Source organism: Rhizobium sp. TBD182 (assembly GCF_001950375.1).
Classification (GTDB): Bacteria; Pseudomonadota; Alphaproteobacteria; order Rhizobiales; family Rhizobiaceae; genus Agrobacterium; species Agrobacterium tumefaciens.
Map to the genome: position 1 here is coordinate 545574 of NZ_BDLN01000002.1, position 13240 is coordinate 558813.

Annotated in this window: 16 protein-coding genes; 3 read left to right on the forward strand and 13 right to left on the reverse strand. The window is 58.2% G+C overall.

The genetic code is table 11. The features are described 5' to 3' along the window. Window positions 1-8 precede the first annotated feature (8 nt). From tolR to ruvC, 10 genes are all read right to left on the reverse strand, one after another. The gene (gene tolR / locus T18_RS11260; protein ID WP_003511389.1) at window positions 9-467 is read right to left on the reverse strand and encodes a protein TolR; all 459 of its coding nucleotides are present in this window, start codon (window positions 465-467) and stop codon (window positions 9-11) included. A gap of 46 nt (window positions 468-513) precedes the next feature. Continuing rightward, window positions 514-1233 carry a protein TolQ gene (tolQ, locus tag T18_RS11265; RefSeq protein WP_003511390.1) on the reverse strand — a complete coding sequence of 240 codons (720 nt, stop codon included), beginning with the start codon at window positions 1231-1233 and terminating at the stop codon, window positions 514-516. A gap of 261 nt (window positions 1234-1494) precedes the next feature. After that, a complete protein-coding gene (gene ybgC, locus T18_RS11270; protein ID WP_038494225.1) occupies window positions 1495-1935 on the reverse strand; it encodes a tol-pal system-associated acyl-CoA thioesterase in 441 nt (146 codons plus the stop codon). After that, window positions 1932-2468 carry an NUDIX hydrolase gene (locus T18_RS11275; RefSeq protein WP_038494227.1) on the reverse strand — a complete coding sequence of 179 codons (537 nt, stop codon included), beginning with the start codon at window positions 2466-2468 and terminating at the stop codon, window positions 1932-1934. Before T18_RS11275 ends, ybgC begins: the two co-directional genes overlap by 4 nt. Further along, window positions 2465-2992 (reverse strand): NUDIX hydrolase, encoded by a 528-nt coding sequence (locus T18_RS11280; protein ID WP_003511393.1) that lies wholly within the window; start codon window positions 2990-2992, stop codon window positions 2465-2467. Before T18_RS11280 ends, T18_RS11275 begins: the two co-directional genes overlap by 4 nt. Continuing rightward, window positions 2992-3570 carry a DinB family protein gene (locus T18_RS11285; protein ID WP_003511394.1) on the reverse strand — a complete coding sequence of 193 codons (579 nt, stop codon included), beginning with the start codon at window positions 3568-3570 and terminating at the stop codon, window positions 2992-2994. Before T18_RS11285 ends, T18_RS11280 begins: the two co-directional genes overlap by 1 nt. Window positions 3571-3607: 37 nt before the next feature. Then, window positions 3608-3826 carry a DUF2945 domain-containing protein gene (locus T18_RS11290; protein ID WP_075807662.1) on the reverse strand — a complete coding sequence of 73 codons (219 nt, stop codon included), beginning with the start codon at window positions 3824-3826 and terminating at the stop codon, window positions 3608-3610. Window positions 3827-3878: 52 nt separating this feature from the next. Beyond that, entirely contained in the window at window positions 3879-4919 is a 1041-nt protein-coding gene (gene ruvB, locus T18_RS11295) for a Holliday junction branch migration DNA helicase RuvB (protein ID WP_003511396.1), read from the reverse strand. A gap of 126 nt (window positions 4920-5045) precedes the next feature. Continuing rightward, on the reverse strand, window positions 5046-5663 hold the full coding sequence (gene ruvA, locus T18_RS11300) for a Holliday junction branch migration protein RuvA (RefSeq protein WP_003511397.1): 618 nt from the start codon (window positions 5661-5663) through the stop codon (window positions 5046-5048). 31 nt (window positions 5664-5694) lie between these two features. After that, on the reverse strand, window positions 5695-6207 hold the full coding sequence (gene ruvC, locus T18_RS11305; RefSeq protein WP_003511398.1) for a crossover junction endodeoxyribonuclease RuvC: 513 nt from the start codon (window positions 6205-6207) through the stop codon (window positions 5695-5697). 248 nt (window positions 6208-6455) lie between these two features. Here ruvC and T18_RS11310 point away from each other — a divergent pair, with 248 nt between their 5' ends. Further along, a complete protein-coding gene (locus tag T18_RS11310; protein WP_038494230.1) occupies window positions 6456-8765 on the forward strand; it encodes a methyl-accepting chemotaxis protein in 2310 nt (769 codons plus the stop codon). Between the two features lie 132 nt (window positions 8766-8897). Continuing rightward, on the forward strand, window positions 8898-9899 hold the full coding sequence (locus tag T18_RS11315; RefSeq protein ID WP_003511400.1) for an LLM class flavin-dependent oxidoreductase: 1002 nt from the start codon (window positions 8898-8900) through the stop codon (window positions 9897-9899). A 54-nt stretch (window positions 9900-9953) separates the two neighbouring features. On the opposite strand, the gene T18_RS11320 is transcribed toward T18_RS11315, so the two are convergent. Further along, window positions 9954-10700, reverse strand: a complete 747-nt coding sequence (locus T18_RS11320) for a YebC/PmpR family DNA-binding transcriptional regulator (RefSeq protein ID WP_003497595.1) — start codon at window positions 10698-10700, stop codon at window positions 9954-9956. A gap of 200 nt (window positions 10701-10900) precedes the next feature. On the opposite strand from T18_RS11320, the gene T18_RS11330 reads away from it, so the two are divergent. Further along, window positions 10901-11404, forward strand: a complete 504-nt coding sequence (locus T18_RS11330) for a pyridoxamine 5'-phosphate oxidase family protein (RefSeq protein ID WP_003511401.1) — start codon at window positions 10901-10903, stop codon at window positions 11402-11404. A 38-nt stretch (window positions 11405-11442) separates the two neighbouring features. Here the strand turns inward: T18_RS11330 and T18_RS11335 are convergent, their stop codons facing one another. Together T18_RS11335 and T18_RS11340 are read right to left on the reverse strand one after the other, a co-directional pair. Beyond that, window positions 11443-12285 (reverse strand): MBL fold metallo-hydrolase, encoded by an 843-nt coding sequence (locus T18_RS11335; RefSeq protein ID WP_035251509.1) that lies wholly within the window; start codon window positions 12283-12285, stop codon window positions 11443-11445. Window positions 12286-12412: 127 nt separating this feature from the next. Further along, window positions 12413-13237 (reverse strand): TIGR00282 family metallophosphoesterase, encoded by an 825-nt coding sequence (locus tag T18_RS11340; RefSeq protein WP_013761826.1) that lies wholly within the window; start codon window positions 13235-13237, stop codon window positions 12413-12415. Window positions 13238-13240 lie beyond the last annotated feature (3 nt).

A 13240-nucleotide genomic window follows, 5' to 3' on the forward strand; every position in this document is an offset into this window, starting at 1 on the left:
CGCTGACGTCAATTATCCTGTTTCTGCTGGGTCACAAGGCCGATATTCTTGAAGCCCGCTGCCTGGATACGCGCCATCACGTCGGCGACGACGCCGTAGGCGGCAACGGAATCCGCGCGCACGAAGATGCGTTCGTTATAACCTGTCGTGGCGATTGCCTGCAGCTTGTCGGCCACCTCGGCCGCCTGGATTTCCGTTTCCTGCAAATGGATCTGGCCATTGGCATTGACGGAAATCGTGATCGGCTGCGTATCCGAATTCAGCGCGTTGGCAGATGTCTGCGGCAGGTCGATCGGAACGCCGACCGTCATCATCGGTGCGGCCACCATGAAAATGATGAGCAGCACAAGCATGACGTCAACCAGTGGCGTCACGTTGATTTCGCTGATCGCGCCGCCCCTGCGACGTCCGCCGCGCCCACGGCGTCCACCGGAACCGCCGCTGCTGCCACCTGCTGACATACCCATAACATCTACTCCATTTTGCCTTGCGGCAAATTACTGCGCGGCGCGCTTATTGGGCTGCCTGCCGCGTCTGAAGTTTTTCATCGATCTGGCGCGACAGGATCGCGGAGAACTCGTCGGCGAAACCTTCCATGCGAGCGGAAAGCTTGTGTGCGTCAGCCGTGAACTTGTTGTAGGCGATAACCGCCGGAATAGCCGCGACAAGACCGATGGCCGTTGCCAGAAGCGCTTCGGCGATACCCGGCGCCACGACCGCAAGGTTGGTGGACTTCGAACCGGCAATCGCCTGGAACGAGGTCATGATACCAACGACCGTACCGAAGAGGCCGATGAACGGACCGGCAGAACCGATCGTCGCCAACGAACCGAGGCGAGCCTCGTATTGTTCGCCTTCACGAGCAATCGTCACGTCCATTGCCCGGTCGATACGCATTTGCAGACCGATGGGTGAACGGGCGCCGCGTTCAAATGATTTCTTCCACTCCCGCATGGCGGAAACGAAAATTGCCGCGAGACCAACATTCTGGCGTTCTGCCAGAGTGCGGTAAAGCTCTTCGAGCGACTGGCCAGACCAGAAGACCTGTTCGAACTGGTCGAACTGGCGCTTTGCCTTGCCGAAGCTTACGTATTTGTCGAAGACGATCGCCCACGTCCAGACCGAGGCGGCGATAAGTCCAATCATCACGAACTTCACGATGAGGCCCGCCTGCATAAACAGCGCCCAGAGACTTACATCGTGCGTCGCCGCTGCCAAACCTGCCTGTTCCATAAATATCCAATCCCCGAATCCAAACGCCCGGTACGGGACCGGGCGATTCAAACGCGTGTTAACGCTCGAAGCTATGCAGCAACAGCCGCAAACCCCTTTGCCATACCCCGATACTTGCCAGTAAGCCTTACTTGCCAATAAATTTGGTGAAAGGAAGGCGTGCGCCGCACAAATGCCAGTTGCTAAAGTAAGACACCATTATGGTTAAAGGAGTGTTACAACCGCGCCACGTCTGATGGATTTACTGGACCAGCCCCGAACTTACTTCAGGAATTTTTCGGCCACCGTCTCCGGAAGGCGCCTTGGCCGGCCATTGGCATTGATGACGGCGATGATGACCTTGGCGGCAACAAGCAGCGTTTCGCCGCGCCGGATTTCCTGATTGAGCACCATTTTTGCGCCCCCGGCCTTTTCGGTAAGGGTGGTGATCGTCAACACATCATCCATCCGGGCCGGGCTCTTGAAATCGATCTCCATACGATGGACGACGAAAATGAGACCCTCCTCGTCGGCGGTCAGGAGTGCGCTTTGCTCGCAGCCGAGGCAACGCAGGTAGTCGGTTCGACCGCGCTCGAGAAAATGCAGATAGCGCGCGTGATAAACGAGGCCGGAAAAATCCGTGTCCTCATAATAGACCCGCTGGGTCAGGCGGTGCCCATGTTCGATGAGTTCGCCGGAAAGCGAAACCACAAGCTCGCTCATGATATCTCCTTGGAAAGTTCGGCCGCACCTGAACGACCCTCGCGGACGATAAGATGCTCGTGGCGCTGAGGCAGCATCTCGATGCGCTCAGCAATGAAACGGGGTCTGAGATCGTGTTCCACCAGCGCGGAAGGCTGCGCGGGCAGCCAGCGGAACTCCACCTCGACGCCATCCAGCACGCGATGCACTATATCGCTTTCATGGAACGGCAAAGGCTGGCGCAGCGAAACCAGATAATAAAATGCCAGTTCATGCGCGGCATAATCATCATAGGCGAAAAAATTCTCCGCCGACCAGAGAAGACGCTCGACAACGCAATCCCGGTCAAGCTCCTCGCCGATCTCGCGGATGATGGTCTGCTCGGAGCTTTCACCGATTTCCGCCCGCCCGCCCGGCAGGGCCCAATAGCTATCCTTGGCGCCGCGCTGGCCGAGAAGATAGTTGTCGTGGAAAATCAACGCCGCCACACGCATGCTGAACAGCTGCGGCTTGCGGTCCAGCCGGATCATATGGCGCTCAGGGGCAGAAGTCATTTGGCGTCCAGGTCGCCGTCATACCAGACAAGGTGTCTTGTGGTCTCAGGCAGGTGTTCTATTTCATCCGCGATGAAATAGGGCGGAATATCGAGTTCGGTCAATGCATCACGGGTCGCAGCGACCCAGCGAAACTCCAGCTCGTTATCGCCATCCTGAACGCGGTGAATGATATCCGTGGGGTGAAAGGCAAGGGTCTCTGGCAAATCCATCAGGTAATAGAAACCGAGTTCGTGCCACTCCTTACCCTCATAATGGAAAAAATTCTCGACCGCCCATAGAAGCCGCCCGACCTTCGCTTCGACGCCAAGTTCCTCGACCATTTCGCGCGCCAGCGTTTCTTCGGAACGCTCGCCCATTTCGGCGCGGCCACCCGGAAAGGTCCAGAATTTCTCATGGGACGCGCGGTGCACCAACACGTGGCCATCCCGAAACGCCAGCCCCGCAACGCGCATCTGGAAAATGCGTTTCGGCTTGAATTTCATGCGGATACGGGTGTCCTGCACCGTGGTGTCTTGTGTCATTAACTGAACCTGCTGGCTGGAAACATCAAATCGGTTTCCGTCCACCCTAACGCATCCATCTCGGCTTTTCTCGCCTTTGCGTCGTCTCCCACAATGAATTCATCCAGTTGTGGCGGCTTGATCATGGTGCCGGACAACATGGCATGCACCTGCCCGCGATGATGCGTCTGATGCTGGAAGAGATGGGACAACACATCATCGCAGCGATCCTGCTGGATGCGTGTTCCACGATGAATATTGACGATGGCAGCGAGGCCGTCTTCATCCAGCATGTCGACAAAATCGATGAGTTCTTCGTCCAGTTTCGCTTGGGCAACATGCAGCTCCGCCATGGTGGCGAAAGGCTCTTCCTCTTCAAAAGCGGCAAGGCCGAGCGTCCCGCCTTTAATCGCGTCGATATAAAACAGGTCAACGGTGTAGATGTGGTTCAGGGTCGCCCGAAGGGTTGGAAAGAAGCTGACGCGAGCGGCCACGAATTCCTCCTGCAACAGCTGAAGACAAGCCTGATGCAGCCTTAAATTAGCCAGCCGGTTGTTGCGCGCGAGTTTGCGGAAAACCCGCGTCGGATCGTAGGCCATCGACGTCCCTTCTCATGGCGCCTGATAACGCCGCTTTTCAATCGACGTGTTCGAGCTCGGACTTGCTCTTCAGAACCTTCGCCCCATCTTCCTGCTCGATAAGATAAGCGGGTTCGTCCTTGCTGGCCTTGCGCTTTATCGTGGAACCGGAAATCGTTTTTTCGACATCATCAGTAAACGTCTCGACGATTTTTCCTTCGCCGGTTCCGTTGCCCCATTTCCAGCGAACCTTCGTACCCTTGCGATATCCAGACATCATCATTTCCTGACCAAAGAAAATCAAATGCGAAAGCGCCGGGCTTGTTCCCTCAATCCTCTTCCAGCGTCAGCCGGAATTGCGCCGCCTCGAGATCTTTAGGCGGCTGCATGCCCAGATGTTTCCAGGCAGTACCGGTCAGAACGCGGCCGCGCGGCGTGCGCTGGATGAAACCCTGCTGGATCATGTAGGGTTCTATGATGTCTTCGATCGCATCACGCGGCTCCGACAAGCCAGCGGCGATGGTCTCGATACCAACAGGGCCGCCGCCGAAATTGACCGCGATCATGGTCAGATAGCGCATGTCCAGCTGATCGAGACCCATTTTGTCGACAAGCAACCGCGTCAGTGCTTCGTCGGCAATCTCACGGGTGACGGCTTCCGCCCGTGCCACCTCAGCGAAATCGCGAACCCGGCGCAAGAGCCGTCCGGCGATGCGCGGCGTGCCGCGTGCACGCCTTGCTATCTCGCGTGCGCCATCGTCGGTCATGTTCAGACCCATCAGCCGCGCGCCGCGCCGAACGATCAGTTCCAGCTCGTCGACAGTGTAGAAGGCCAGACGGACAGGAATGCCGAAGCGGTCGCGCAGCGGCGTTGTCAGCAAACCAAGACGCGTGGTCGCGGCAACGAGGGTGAACTTGGAAAGATCGATCTTCACCGAGCGGGCCGCAGGCCCCTCACCGATGATGAGGTCGAGCTGGAAATCCTCCATTGCCGGATAGAGAATTTCCTCGACTGCCGGGTTGAGACGATGGATTTCATCGATGAAGAGCACATCGCGCTCCTCGAGATTGGTCAAAAGTGCGGCAAGGTCGCCAGCCTTGGCGATCACTGGTCCAGAGGTGGACTTGAAGTTGACGCCAAGCTCCTTGGCCATGATCTGCGCCAGCGTGGTTTTGCCGAGACCGGGAGGCCCGACGAACAACACATGGTCCAGCGCCTCGCCACGGTTCTTTGCCGCCTCGATAAACACCTTGAGATTGGCGCGAGCCTCGGCCTGGCCGGTAAAATCGTCCAGCGACTGCGGGCGCATTGTGGTGTCGATATCTTCACCGCGCTTGTCCGCCGAAATCAGTCTGTCCGCATCGCTCATAGAGGGCATTCCATTGTTCTAAACCAATTCAAGAGATGGTCTTCGCCGCTATATCACGACTGTCGCACGAAGGCGCTTCACGAAATTCAGCATCGCACCCGGCTTCGTTCGCTTGCTGCGCGCAGCTTAGCGTGAAAGTTCGCGCAGGCCGAGCCGGATGAGTTTGGCGCTGTCGCCGCCCTCCCCGCCGTTCTTCAGCGCTGCCGCAACGGCATTTGCGGCCTGATCGCGTGAATAGCCGAGATTGGTGAGCGCCGACACGGCATCCGCCACCGGCGCGGAGGCGACACCCTCGCCAAGTTCCTGCTTGAGCCCGATGGAAGCCGAAGCTTCTCCTGCAAAGGCAGGCGCCTTGTTGCGAAGCTCGGTAACGAGGCGCACCGCCACCTTCGGCCCTACGCCCGGCGCACGCGAAATCATCACCTTGTCCTGCAGCGCTATCGCATTGGCGAGTTCAGAAGGCGACAGGGTAGACAAGACGGCCAGCGCCACTTTCGAACCGACCCCCTGCACGCTCTGCAGGAGATTGAACCATTCCCGCTCAAGTGCGGACAAAAAGCCGAACAGCCTCAACTGGTCTTCGCGCACATAGGTTTCGATGAAGAGGACGACCGCTTCACCAGCGGAACCTATTTTTGAGAGTGTGCGCGCCGAGCAATAGGCGACGTAACAAACGCCGTGCACATCCACCAGCACGTAATCCGTACCGATTTCCTCGATGGTGCCTTTAAGTTTTCCGATCATGATGCCGCCCGCTGCAATGAGACTTCAATATTCAACCGGCCGCCAATAGCCGCGCCATCCTGTCGCCGCCGCGATTATGGGCGTGGCAGATTGCGATCGCCAAGGCGTCCGCCGCATCGTTACCCTTGAATTCTGCTTTCGGCATCAGGATTTTCAGCATCATGTGGATTTGCTGCTTTTCGCCGTGCCCAACACCTATGACGGCTTTTTTGACCGCGTTCGGCGCATACTCGAAAACAGGCAACCCTGCCCGCGCCGGAACCAGCATGGCAATGCCGCGCGCCTGACCGAGCTTCAGCGTGGCGACAGCATCCTTGTTCACGAACGTCTGCTCCACCGCCGCCTCATCGGGCTGATAGCTGTGAACGGTATCCGCCAGCCCATCATGCAGCTGGCACAGGCGGGAGGCGAGATCCATATCACCATCCGATGTCACAGTGCCGGAAGCGACAAACCGAAGGCTGTTGCCGAAGGTTTCGATGACACCCCATCCGGTGCGCCGCAACCCGGGGTCGATACCGATGATTCGAATCGTCTTTTGCATAAGCCACCCTATCTTTTCGGCTGCGACCCTGCCAGCGATAAGTGAACAAAACGACAACATTGATCAAATTTGCAGTGCAGCATTTACCTCTGCTTAAACCGCGTACCGCATTGTTCCCGCACAAAATCAAAAAAGGGGAGCTGCGGACATGATGATCCGCAGCGCAATATTTTCGCCATATCAGCCATCCGGTGGCGCCATCAATGCATGGTGCGGGAAGTGATACGGCATTGAGGGCTGCATCGGCCATGCTGAACCGTTTTCATTCCATATCCACCAAAGTGCTCGTGATTTTCCTTGCGCTGATGACGATCTCGACCGGGGCTCTCACGCTTCTCGGCTATCAAAGCAGCAGCGGCGTTCTCGAGGAACAGGCGTCGAAATCCATGGAGAGCATTCTCGTCTTCAGGGGCGACATGCTGCAGGAACGCCTTGAGCAGCTTGAAACGCAGGCGGATTCCATCGCCAAGATCGAATCCCTGCAGATGGCGGTAGTTTCCATGCGCAGCGGCTGGGGCACCGTGCAGAAGAGTTCCGGCGACGCAAAGGCGGAACTGCAACGCGTCTTCGTCAAGGAAAACCCCTACGGAGAGAAAGAAAAGCTCATCAAGCCCGAAAATCCGAGCGGCTTTTATTATTCCACCCATGAAAAAACCCAGACGGATATCGGCGGCTACCTCAAGGGAACCCCATTCAGCGATGTTCTTTTCATCGATCCGGCCGGCACGGTTTATTACTCCTATCTGAAAGGACCGGCTTTCGGGGAAACCGTCACGGGTGGCGCCTGGGCGGATAGCGGCCTTGGGGCTGCTTTTGCGCGCGGAGCCACCAACGCAGGAAAAGCCGTGAACGACGTGGCGCAGACGAGTTTCTCCGGCCTGCGCATCGACGCCGCGACTAAAGAGGCCAGCATCTATTTCGGCATTCCGGTAGTCAAATTCGGTGCGTTCAAGGGCATCGTTCTCTTCCGCGTCAAACAAGAGGTCTTCAGCCAGATCCTCGCGAAAGGCATCTCCGCCGGCAGCTCCGAACAATCCGCGATCGTTTCCGCCGATGGCAAGGTTCTGGGCGTGGACGGCAACGGTCTCGTCAGCCTTAATCCGGCAATCTATGGCTTCCATGCACAAGCACTCAATACGTCCGGCATGACGATCGCCAAGATCAACCGTCCGGACGGCGAAGCCAATGCCTATGCCCGCGCCTTCTCGTTTGCCGGTGAAAAATACGTCGCGGTGGAAAGCATGTTGCGCAGTGAGTTGAACGCCGGTTCCATTTCGATTGCCGGCACGCTAGCCGTCATCGGCCTTTGCGTTCTGGCAGCGATGTGCGCGGCAACCGCCTTTTTTGCACGGCGCCTGTTCGCACCGCTGGAGAAGCTGGCCGGGCTGACCGGCGAAGTGGCGGCAGGCCGTCTCGATGCCGAGATCGGCAATCAGGACCGCAAGGACGAGATCGGCCGCATGGCGCGCGCGCTTGGCAGTTTCCGCGAAAAACTCATTTTGCAGCGGGAAATGGAAGCGACCACGTCCCGCACGCGCGAGGAAGCCGAAACGGCACGCCGCGCACATCTTGCGGAACGAGAGGCCGAGGCCGGCACGCTGCAAATGGTCGTGCGTTCTCTTGACGAAGGGCTGGATCGACTGGCAAGCGGCAATCTCGCCTATCGCATTGAGACTGTCTTCCCAGACGATCTTGAAAGTCTGCGCCACAACTTCAATACGGCGCTTGCAAGGCTCAGCGAGACCATGCAGGCCATCGGCGGCAATTCCGCCGCCGTTCGCGGCGGCTCGGAGGAAATGCGGGTAGGTGCAGACCAGCTCGCTGAGCGCACTGAACGGCAGGCCGCCTCCATTACCGAGACGGCAAGCGCCATCAAGGCAATCACCGAAGCCGTCCGCGACCAGATCGAACGTGCCGAACAGGCAACACGGATCGCCCGCGACGCCAGTACGCAGGCCACTGCGTCCAGCCACGTCATGGAGCAGACCATCGCCGCCATGGAAGCGATCCAGACCTCGTCGCGCCAGATCAACCAGATCATCGGCGTTATCGATGAAATCGCCTTCCAGACCAACCTTCTCGCCCTGAACGCAGGTGTGGAAGCCGCGCGTGCGGGCGAGGCCGGCAAGGGTTTTGCCGTTGTGGCGCAGGAGGTGCGCGAGCTGGCACAACGCTCGGCCGCCGCCGCAAAAGAAATCACCAGCCTGCTGAAGCGCTCCACCGACGAGGTTTCCACCGGCGTGGCACTGGTCGAAAAGGCGGGGGCCTCGCTAACCGGCATCGGCAAGCACGTGCAGACCATCAGTTCCCGCATCGAAGAGATCATGGAATCCACCCGCGAGGAGGCGCATACGCTTGCTGAAATCAACAGCACCGTCACCAGTCTCGACACCATGACCCAGCAAAACGCCGCCATGGTGGAGGAGACGACGGCGGCCATTCACAATCTCGCTTCCGAGGCGGGAGAGATGGACGGCAGGCTCGGACAATTCGTGCTCGCTTCCGACCGGCAACCTCCAGACCATCGCGAAACCCGGCAATTCCGTCGAGCGGGCTAAAAAAATGAAAAGGGGCCTCTTTCGAGGCCCCAATTTTTTTGAACCATCCTTCAATTCTGCGCGACTTCTATGGTAAATCGGGACACGCGCCTTACATCCGCATCAAAGACAGAATTTGTGTAGGAGCGTTGGATGATCCCCTTTTCCATTCTCGACCTTTCGCCAATCGGCGAAGGCGAGAGCGTCAGCCAGGCGCTTGAAAATTCTCGCCGCATGGCGATCAAGGCTGAAGACCACGGTTACAACCGCATCTGGCTTGCGGAGCACCATGGCATGCCTGGTATTGCGAGCGCAGCCACATCGCTCGTGATCGCCCATGTTGGTGCCGCCACGAAACATATTCGCGTCGGTTCAGGCGGCATCATGCTGCCTAACCACTCCCCGCTCGTCATTGCCGAACAATTCGGCACGCTGGCGGCACTGTTGCCTGGCCGGGTCGATCTCGGACTTGGCCGCGCGCCGGGAACCGATATGCGGACGGCAAGGGCGCTGCGCCGCAATCTTGATGCCGGTGCGGAGAACTTCCCGCACGACATCATCGAGCTCCAGCAGTACCTTGGCCAGCCCCAGCAGGATCAGGCGATCCTTGCCGTGCCCGGCATGAATTCGCACGTGCCGCTCTGGTTGCTTGGCTCAAGCACCTATAGCGCGCATCTGGCAGCGGCACTCGGCCTGCCCTATTCCTTTGCGTCGCATTTTGCGCCTGACATGCTGATGGAGGCGATCCATATCTATCGCGAGCGCTTCCAGCCCTCTGCGACGCTGGACAAGCCCTATGTGATGGTTGGAGTGATGGGAGTCGGCGCCGATACCGACGAGGAGGCGCAATATCTCTTCACCTCGTCACAGCAGCAATTCGTCAACCTGCGCCGCAATGTACGCGTCCCGTTCCCCAAGCCGGTTCAGAGCATGGACGACCACTGGAACGAGATGGAGCGTTTTTCGGTGGAACATACCTTGCGTTTCGCCGCCGTCGGCTCGCCTGAAACAATCGGACGCCACCTCGACGGCTTCCTCGCCGAAACGCAGGCCGACGAACTGATCGTCTCGATGCCGATCCACAATATCGAAAAACGGCTGCGATCCGTGGAGATCTTCGCCGATGTGCGGACCTCCATCAGGAAGGCCGCCTAAACAAAAAGCCCCGGAGCGAGGACGCTGCCGGGGCTTTTTTTTAAATCTGAACCGTCAGGCGGAAAGCTTGGCGAGAATTTCTTCCGAAACTTCGAAGTTGGAATAGACGCTCTGCACGTCGTCATCGTCTTCGAGATTGTCGATGAGCTTCATCAGCGACTGCGCCTTTTCCTCATCCACCGGCACCGTGTTCTGCGGCTTCCAGATGGCCTTGACGCTTTCAGCTTCGCCGAGCACGCCTTCCAGCGCCTTGGAAACCTCGTTCATCGCCTCGAAACCGCAGATGATGGTGTGACCGTCCTCAGAAGATTCGACATCGTCGGCACCAGCTTCGATAGCCGCTTCCATGACCTTGTCGGCATCGCCGACTTCGGCCTTGTAAGTGATCTCACCGACGCGGTCGAAGGAGAAGGAAACTGATCCGGTTTCGCCGAGTGCGCCACCAGCCTTGGTGAAGATGGAGCGGACGTTGGAGGCGGTGCGGTTGCGGTTGTCGGTCAAGGCCTCGACGACGACGGCGACGCCACCCGGGCCGTAACCCTCGTAACGGACCTCATCGTAGTTTTCGCTGTCTGCACCGGAAGCTTTCTTGATCGCGCGCTCGATATTGTCCTTCGGCATGGACTGGGCCTTGGCGTTCTGAATTGCCAGGCGCAGGCGCGCGTTCATGTTCGGGTCGGGCATGCCCGCCTTTGCCGCAACGGTGATTTCACGCGCAAGCTTGGAAAACATTTTGGACCGAACGGAGTCCTGCTTGCCCTTGCGGTGCATGATGTTCTTGAACTGTGAATGACCAGCCATGGAAAACCTGATTGTCTTAATTTGGAGATTGCGGGCCTTATAAGTGCGATATGCCCGCCGTTCAAGCCCGCAAGCGCTTTCTCTTGGCCGCAAGAATATAAGGAACTGATTTATCCGCTTTTCGTTTTGACAATGAAAGCGGAAGAGCGGGACATTTTTCACCCTCCCGATCGCCGCAGCAAACCCAACGGAGGAAACACATGGTCAGCCTGACTGAAGCAAGAGAAAACCCTGCCCGCCAGCTCTGGGATGAGGTCAATTCGGTCCATGCCGGCATGCTTGGCCTCGAGGGCCTGCACAATCATATGCAGCCGATGGCACCGCACGCCGACCCCAAGACCAACACGATCTGGTTTTTCTCCAAGAAAGACACCGATCTCGTCAAAACGCTGAAGCCGGGTTCGCGGGCTCATTTTTGTGTCGTCGGCAAGGACCATGATTATCACGCCTGCCTCTCGGGTGTGCTCGAGGCGCGCGACGACAGGACAAAGATCGAAGAATACTGGAACTCTGTCACCGCAGCATGGTACGAGCACGGTAAGAGCGATCCGCAACTGACGATGCTGGCGCTGCATGTTGACGATGCGGAAATCTGGGCCTCGACTGACAGCACGCTAAAATTCGGCTGGGAAATCGCCAAGGCCAATATGTCCGACGATAAAATGCCTGATGTCGGCGTTCGCCAGCACCTCGCCTTCGCCTGAGATACCGACTCCCCCGACTTTCCTCGCCGGTCGCTTTACTACATGCCTTTAGGCACCAGTATCTGCGGCTGGCGGGGAAGGTTTCTCATTGAGACCCGGATGATCGCATCTTTTGCGTAGGCAATCTGGAAGCTTTCCCCAAACATCGTCAGAAACTGCTCCAACGGAGGCCCAGTGCGGTGCATGGGCAAGATCAGTGCGGAGCGCAGGCGCTTGACCACGCGGCTCATGCTGTCGGCCCCCATCGTCAAACCACCATCCACTGGAACCATCAGCACATCCAGACGACCGATTTCGGCATAATGCTTGTCCGTCAGTTCGTGATGCAGATGGCCGAGATGGCCGATACACAGCCCCGCAACCTCGAAGATGAAAATGGAATTGCCGTTTTCCTGAAAGGATTCGTAATCGCCCCAGCGGTTGCGAATGTCAGTCGCGACGTTGCGGATATAGACATCACCGACCAGAAGCTTGTGCTCGGCCTTGTCTCCGGGCGTATCGCTCCAACCGTGCAGCACATGCTGAATGGCCGGATCCGGACTGAGAGTGAAATGCGTCATATGCGCCCGGTTCATCGTCACCACTGTCGGCGTGACCGGTGGGCGATAGACACCATTATAATCTGTGGCGATCGTCACGCCGCCAGGACTTTCGATGAGATAGGTGGAATGGCCGATGAAGCTGATCTTCACCTCTTCCTTAGCCGTGGCCTGCGCCAGCTGGGCACCTGCCGGTTTGAAGCTGGCGAACATGACGCCGGGAATGTTGCGGGCGATTGCCTGGCACTGGCTAACGGGAGGGCGGCTTCCAGCCTGGGAAAAGGCCGCTCCCGCGCACGCAACCAGTCCGGCCATTGCAAGCATTAGCACGCGCAGCATCATGCCACTCCCTCGAACTTGCGAAGAAAGGAAGATGAGGCAGGTTTTGCAGGGCGTCCAGCGCCAACAGCGGCGGAACGCTCACGATCTCGTCATTGTGAACGGGTGATGAGCGCTAGAAGCCGAAAGCTCACGCCCAGAAGGACGGGAGGGTTTCGGAGAGCCTCGGGCCAATTCGCAGCGGTGCGATCTTTTCCGCAAGGCCGGTCCGGTCGGAAATCTCGACGCCGACGCCGCAGATCGTCGCAGGTCCACTGGCGGCTTCGAAACGGCCCTTCGGCATTTTGGAAATGAAGCGGTTGATCGGCTCTTCCTTTTCCATGCCAAGCGAGCTGTCGTAGTCACCGCACATGCCGGCGTCCGACATATAGGCCGTGCCACCGTTCAAGATCTGGGCGTCAGCAGTCGGAACATGGGTGTGGGTGCCGACGACGAAGCTTGCACGTCCATCAACGAAATGACCGAAACACTGTTTTTCGCTCGTCGCTTCCGCGTGGAAATCGAAGATGATGGCGTCGGCCTGCTCCTTCAGCGGGCAAGCAGCGAGAATGTTCTCCGCCGATTTGAAGGGATCGTCCAGTTCCGGATGCATGAAGACCCGGCCCATGATGTTGGCGACAAGCACACGCGCGCCGTTGCGGGCGTAAAAAATGCCCGAGCCCTTGCCCGGCGTACCATCGGGATAATTGGCTGGCCGCAGGAACTGGTCATGGCGCTCGCAGAAGGAAACGGCCTCCTTCTGGTCCCAGACATGGTTGCCGGTCGTCACCACATCCGCACCGGCATTGATGGTTTCGAGATAGATATCCTCGGTGATGCCGAAACCACCGGCGGCGTTTTCGCCATTAACGATGACGAAATCGAGCTTCAGATCGGAAACAAGCCCGGGCAACCTGTCCCAGACAGCCGTGCGTCCGGTCTTGCCAACCATATCTCCGAGAAAAAGAAGCCTCATTCA

Coding starts and splice junctions, on each gene's coding strand:
- tolR (WP_003511389.1), bottom strand. CDS start 467: ATGGGTATGTCAGCAGGTGGCAGCAGCGGCGGTTCCGGTGGACGCCGT.
- tolQ (WP_003511390.1), bottom strand. CDS start 1,233: ATGGAACAGGCAGGTTTGGCAGCGGCGACGCACGATGTAAGTCTCTGG.
- ybgC (WP_038494225.1), bottom strand. CDS start 1,935: ATGAGCGAGCTTGTGGTTTCGCTTTCCGGCGAACTCATCGAACATGGG.
- T18_RS11275 (WP_038494227.1), bottom strand. CDS start 2,468: ATGACTTCTGCCCCTGAGCGCCATATGATCCGGCTGGACCGCAAGCCG.
- T18_RS11280 (WP_003511393.1), bottom strand. CDS start 2,992: ATGACACAAGACACCACGGTGCAGGACACCCGTATCCGCATGAAATTC.
- T18_RS11285 (WP_003511394.1), bottom strand. CDS start 3,570: ATGGCCTACGATCCGACGCGGGTTTTCCGCAAACTCGCGCGCAACAAC.
- T18_RS11290 (WP_075807662.1), bottom strand. CDS start 3,826: ATGTCTGGATATCGCAAGGGTACGAAGGTTCGCTGGAAATGGGGCAAC.
- ruvB (WP_003511396.1), bottom strand. CDS start 4,919: ATGAGCGATGCGGACAGACTGATTTCGGCGGACAAGCGCGGTGAAGAT.
- ruvA (WP_003511397.1), bottom strand. CDS start 5,663: ATGATCGGAAAACTTAAAGGCACCATCGAGGAAATCGGTACGGATTAC.
- ruvC (WP_003511398.1), bottom strand. CDS start 6,207: ATGCAAAAGACGATTCGAATCATCGGTATCGACCCCGGGTTGCGGCGC.
- T18_RS11310 (WP_038494230.1), top strand. CDS start 6,456: ATGCTGAACCGTTTTCATTCCATATCCACCAAAGTGCTCGTGATTTTC.
- T18_RS11315 (WP_003511400.1), top strand. CDS start 8,898: ATGATCCCCTTTTCCATTCTCGACCTTTCGCCAATCGGCGAAGGCGAG.
- T18_RS11320 (WP_003497595.1), bottom strand. CDS start 10,700: ATGGCTGGTCATTCACAGTTCAAGAACATCATGCACCGCAAGGGCAAG.
- T18_RS11330 (WP_003511401.1), top strand. CDS start 10,901: ATGGTCAGCCTGACTGAAGCAAGAGAAAACCCTGCCCGCCAGCTCTGG.
- T18_RS11335 (WP_035251509.1), bottom strand. CDS start 12,285: ATGATGCTGCGCGTGCTAATGCTTGCAATGGCCGGACTGGTTGCGTGC.
- T18_RS11340 (WP_013761826.1), bottom strand. CDS start 13,237: ATGAGGCTTCTTTTTCTCGGAGATATGGTTGGCAAGACCGGACGCACG.